Source organism: Bifidobacterium pullorum DSM 20433, assembly GCF_000771405.1.
Lineage (GTDB): Bacteria > Actinomycetota > Actinomycetes > Actinomycetales > Bifidobacteriaceae > Bifidobacterium > Bifidobacterium pullorum.
In genome coordinates this window covers 1-4,168 of record NZ_JDUI01000022.1, presented here as the reverse complement: position 1 = coordinate 4,168, position 4,168 = coordinate 1, and the positions used below count along the sequence as shown (strand labels likewise).

5 protein-coding genes and 1 pseudogene are annotated in these 4,168 nt (G+C 55.9%); 4 read left to right on the top strand and 2 right to left on the bottom strand.

Features of this window, described 5'->3' with window-relative positions:
• The 3 genes and pseudogenes from OU11_RS08495 to OU11_RS08490 form a co-directional block, all read left to right on the top strand.
• Positions 1-235: IS3 family transposase (locus tag OU11_RS08495; RefSeq protein ID WP_033509367.1), on the top strand; the 235-nt coding region annotated here is incomplete at its 5' end.
• A 77-nt stretch (positions 236-312) separates the two neighbouring features.
• Positions 313-724, top strand: a pseudogene (locus OU11_RS09085) (transposase); the annotation flags it as partial.
• A gap of 80 nt (positions 725-804) precedes the next feature.
• Positions 805-1,176 carry a helix-turn-helix domain-containing protein gene (locus OU11_RS08490; protein ID WP_223224114.1) on the top strand — a complete coding sequence of 124 codons (372 nt, stop codon included), beginning with the start codon at positions 805-807 and terminating at the stop codon, positions 1,174-1,176.
• Positions 1,177-1,366: 190 nt separating this feature from the next.
• Here OU11_RS08490 and OU11_RS09080 read toward each other — a convergent pair whose 3' ends face one another.
• On the bottom strand, positions 1,367-1,849 hold the full coding sequence (locus OU11_RS09080; RefSeq protein WP_033516161.1) for a DUF1643 domain-containing protein: 483 nt from the start codon (positions 1,847-1,849) through the stop codon (positions 1,367-1,369).
• Positions 1,850-2,004: 155 nt separating this feature from the next.
• A complete protein-coding gene (locus OU11_RS09295; RefSeq protein WP_152597137.1) occupies positions 2,005-3,048 on the bottom strand; it encodes a hypothetical protein in 1,044 nt (347 codons plus the stop codon).
• Positions 3,049-3,842: 794 nt separating this feature from the next.
• On the opposite strand from OU11_RS09295, the gene OU11_RS08875 reads away from it, so the two are divergent.
• A complete protein-coding gene (locus OU11_RS08875; protein WP_052122803.1) occupies positions 3,843-4,061 on the top strand; it encodes a hypothetical protein in 219 nt (72 codons plus the stop codon).
• Positions 4,062-4,168: the final 107 nt, after the last annotated feature.

Sequence of the window (4,168 nt, the reverse complement as noted above, 5' to 3'; positions counted from 1 at the left end):
GTTGACCCGGTCGATGAGCGCGAAGGGCTGCTCCCCGGACAACGCGGCCGCGGAAGGGTTCTTCGGGCATCTCAAGCAGGAGTTCTTCCACGGCCGGAGCTTCACGGGCGTCACCATCGAAGGGTTCGTCGAACAGTTGGACGGGTACATGCGCTGGTATCGGGACGAGCGGATCAAGCTCGCCTTCGGCACCAGCATCGCCAAACGAAGACGCGAGCTCGGACTCATGGCATAATCAAAGAACAAGGACACCGGAGTCCAACAAAACGTCACCACCCCCGACGGTACACGCCGAGTCGGCAACATGCATCCGCCGCGCAGCTTGCCGCCATCGCGGGCGACGACCCCGAACGCATCCGGGGCGAGGCTGTGTTCGCCAAACTCTGTGGCGCGTGCCCGTTACCCGCGTCCGGCGGCAAAACCAACAGACACAGGCTCGACAGGGGCGGCAACAGGAAGGGCGACCGTGTCCTGCGCAACATCGCGCATTGTGTGCATACGCCACCACCGGCCCACTCGCGACTACGGCGCCGGACTGCGCGGACTACGCACCGGCCACGGCATTGTCCAACAGCAGATCGGCGAGGCGCTCTGCGTGCTATCAAGCCGCATCGGCGAAATCGAACGCGGCAAACGAGACCTCCCCGAACTCGAACAGCGGGCTATCCAATGGATCCACTCGACAGCCGCACCAACCAGCCCAGACAACACGCCAAATGCTTGACGATCTATAGGAGCATCCAAAACCAAGCCATATCAAATCGCCGGAGCAACGCCGCCCTGTACCACATCGCCATAACCCGCATGCGCCACCACCAGCCCACCCGCGACTACGTGGACAGGAAGACCAGGGAAGGCAAAAGCAAGCTCGAGATCATCCGGTGCCTCAAACGCTTCATCGCGCGCGAGGCGTACCACGCGCTCATCTCCATCAGTCGCGGCACGGCACCCCCGAACGAAACGCCCGCCGAACGCGGGCGAAGGCTCCGCGGACTGCGTACCGCGAACGGCATCACCCAGCAACAGGTCGGCGACGCCCTCCACGTCCCCTCCAGCCGCATCAGCGAGATCGAACGCGGCGTCCGCGACCTGCCCGAACTCGAACGCCGGGCCACCCAATGGATCCAATCCATCACAACAGACAACCAACATAACAAAACACTTGACAATGCATAGGAGCATCGTTGAGACGCAGTGCAACCGGGAGCTGCATTGGTTCAAGTAGCGGGAAACATCAGGCTGTAGCCGATGTCCGGCGCAAATGCGGTCTGGCCTGTTGCCGGAGCGGTTTCAGTCGGCTGTCTGCATGGGGCTGTGTGATTGTTTCCAAGAAAACGTCCGCAGCCCCTTATCGACTATGACCCTTTTATCGCCATTCAACAGGTTGAATGTCTTTAGCGAGATGAAGTGGATGATGCGGTGAGCCATCTTTGTTTCGCTTTAAGCACTCAACCGGCCGTCCGATAATTGCCATTACTTCCTTGACTCTGGCCTTCTTTGCGTGCCCTCCCCATGCGACAATAATGCGATTATGCTTCATGCCTAGCTCGTGCAGCCATTTATTGTTATTCTCTCCAACGGGATATTTTGCTTGTGCTAATTCTCGTGGCTTTGTCGCCCGAAAGGCATAAAGATTATATATTTCAATACCCCCGTACCCCCATTGTTTAGCGTAGCTAACACATCGTTTAACAGTCGAATCATCAGTTTCGCCATCAGCGGTCGATGGATTTAGCATGATAAAAGCCAATACCGGTAATTGAGCATCCCATACTCGTGCCAGGAAATACCGATACAGTCCGTCATCGCTAAAACACGCATTTGAAACAAGATAGTCGTTCTTTGACATATTCAAAATATATCAGCATTCAGCCTGGCGCGAGAGGCCAGGTTGAATGCGATCTGGATTTGTTTCACGTTTCCCGTTGGGCGAATTCGATGTTCGAGATGAAATGATGCCTCCCTCGTAACTGGGGGGCTGCGAGCATTATCTCAGTATGATAGCTATTGATCGTAATTCGCCTTATCGATAGAATTCCTCCAATTTTTGAATATATTGGCCGTCTTTTTTGCATTATCTTTTAGATTGGAAATAGGGAACGGCTGAGACTGTGCGCCAAAGGCCCAATCTTTATAACCCTTGATAAGGTAACGCTGCTTACCTAAATAACGATCAACAAGTTCTCTCATATGAGGTATAGCCTTGCGACATTGTCCTGAAGTTTTATGAAAAGCAAACTCAGGATATCTCTCTATGCCATCTTTAAACAGCACATCGGCATCCAACTGTTTAAGCGCAATAATCCATGCAGGTTCAGGCGCTGATGAACAATCATTCGGAAAGTCCTCTAGACTGTTCTGCTCGATTTCAATACCAATAAAACACTGGAATCGAACGTCCTCTAAAGATTGGCGTATATCGCGCCCGGAAACCTGGATATTCCCTCGAATCTCCCTCCCTTTACCCTTGATGATAACCGGCTCGCGGGAAGCGATATCGATATGGGGCATTCCTGAGCCATTTCGATTGATTACCATACTCCAGTCAGATTCCGGTAGAATGCACCGCAGGGAAGGAAGAACCTCATTGAACAATCGCTCCACAGCTCTCTTTTGTGCAGGAAGATGCTCAAGATCCCATGATGTCAAACGCGGTTGATCAAAACATTCAATCGCTTTCTCCCATGTCATTACACCGTCAACACTTCCCTTATCCGGTTCCGCGTCACGTTCATCCAACACCAGTAATAAGAGATAGTCCACCACCTCTTTTTCTCGCTTAAGTTGCCCTCGTGCTACAACATGGTCGCATTTCGCTTCTATTCCAATACGTGTTATCTCGCTGCCGTCGAAGCATGTGAGCACAAGGTCTAAACGCTCTTTCTCTTCGCATGCGACTTTAGTAATCCCGCCCAACGGTCTCCCCAGCAGCTTCTCCAGCAATTGCAGGAACCTATCTGGATCATTTCGAATCTCTGCGGCAAGCGCCCTTGTCAATTCAGGCTCAGTCGTAAATACAAGAGATTTCTCCAAGTTAGAAGAGCACACTGCACCAGCCTCCTTCTTCTTTGATATGGCCTTAAGATCAGACTATATCATTTCTGATTATCCTACGAGTCCGCAGACCCTCATTTCTGTGGAGCTGTTTCAGCTGCTCTTCGACCGTTTCGGCAGCTGCACAGGTTCGGTGTACCTAGTCAAAACAGCGTTACGGTTTTCGTCAGGTTATTAGCAGGTTTTGGATTCGTTGGGCAAGCCGGGGTGTAAAGCAAAAAATGAAATTGGTGTAAACGGGGTGGTGACGGAATGTTGGACTCCTTGAGCGGGAGGAGTCGTCATCGTGGCGAGGTATTCGAGGGAGCAGCGCAGGCGTGCGGTGGGGTTGTACGAGCGGTACGAGCATAGTGCGGCGGACGTGATCCGGGAGTTGGGCTATCCCAGCAAGGGGGCGTTGCTCATGTGGTATCGCGAGTGGCTGGAGGAGCGGCGTACGGGGTTCCCTCGAGGCGTGGCGAGCGTTATGCGAGGTACACGGACGAGCAGAAGCGCGCTGCGGTGGATCACTGCCTGACGCATGGCAGGCGTCTGAGCAGGACGATGCGCCGGATGGGGTATCCCGGCCATGAGGTGCTGGCGGCGTGGACCGGTCGGGCTGGCGCCCGGGGAGCGCGCGGTCAAGCGCGGGCCGGTGGCGGATGGGGTCAGGCGTATGGCGGTGGCGCGCCTGGCCGCGGGCGGCGTCACGTCGCGGCAGGTCGCGGCCGAGGTGGGCGTGGAGGCGTCGGTCGTGAGAAACCGGGTAGCGTCAACTGCTGCACGAGCCGGTACCGGAGGACGATCCAGTGACACCAGACAAGCCGGGGAAGAGGAATGATGGCGCGGCGGATCCCGACGCGTCGGATCTGGACGGGCTGATTGCCGAGCGCGACCGTGTGCGCGCCGAGCTGGAGCGGATCCGCCGGGAGAAACGGGAGGCGGAGATCGAGCTGGCGATCCTCAAGGGGGCGGTGGAATTGGCGGGCATAAGAGCGGGGCGCGGACCCGGACAACCTGGCCAATAGGGAGAAGACGATCCTCGTCAGGACGATCGGCGCCGGGCACGGCGTCCCCGTGGGTCGGCTGCTCGCCCGGGTCGGCCTGGCGCGCAGCACGTACTATCATCAGCTGA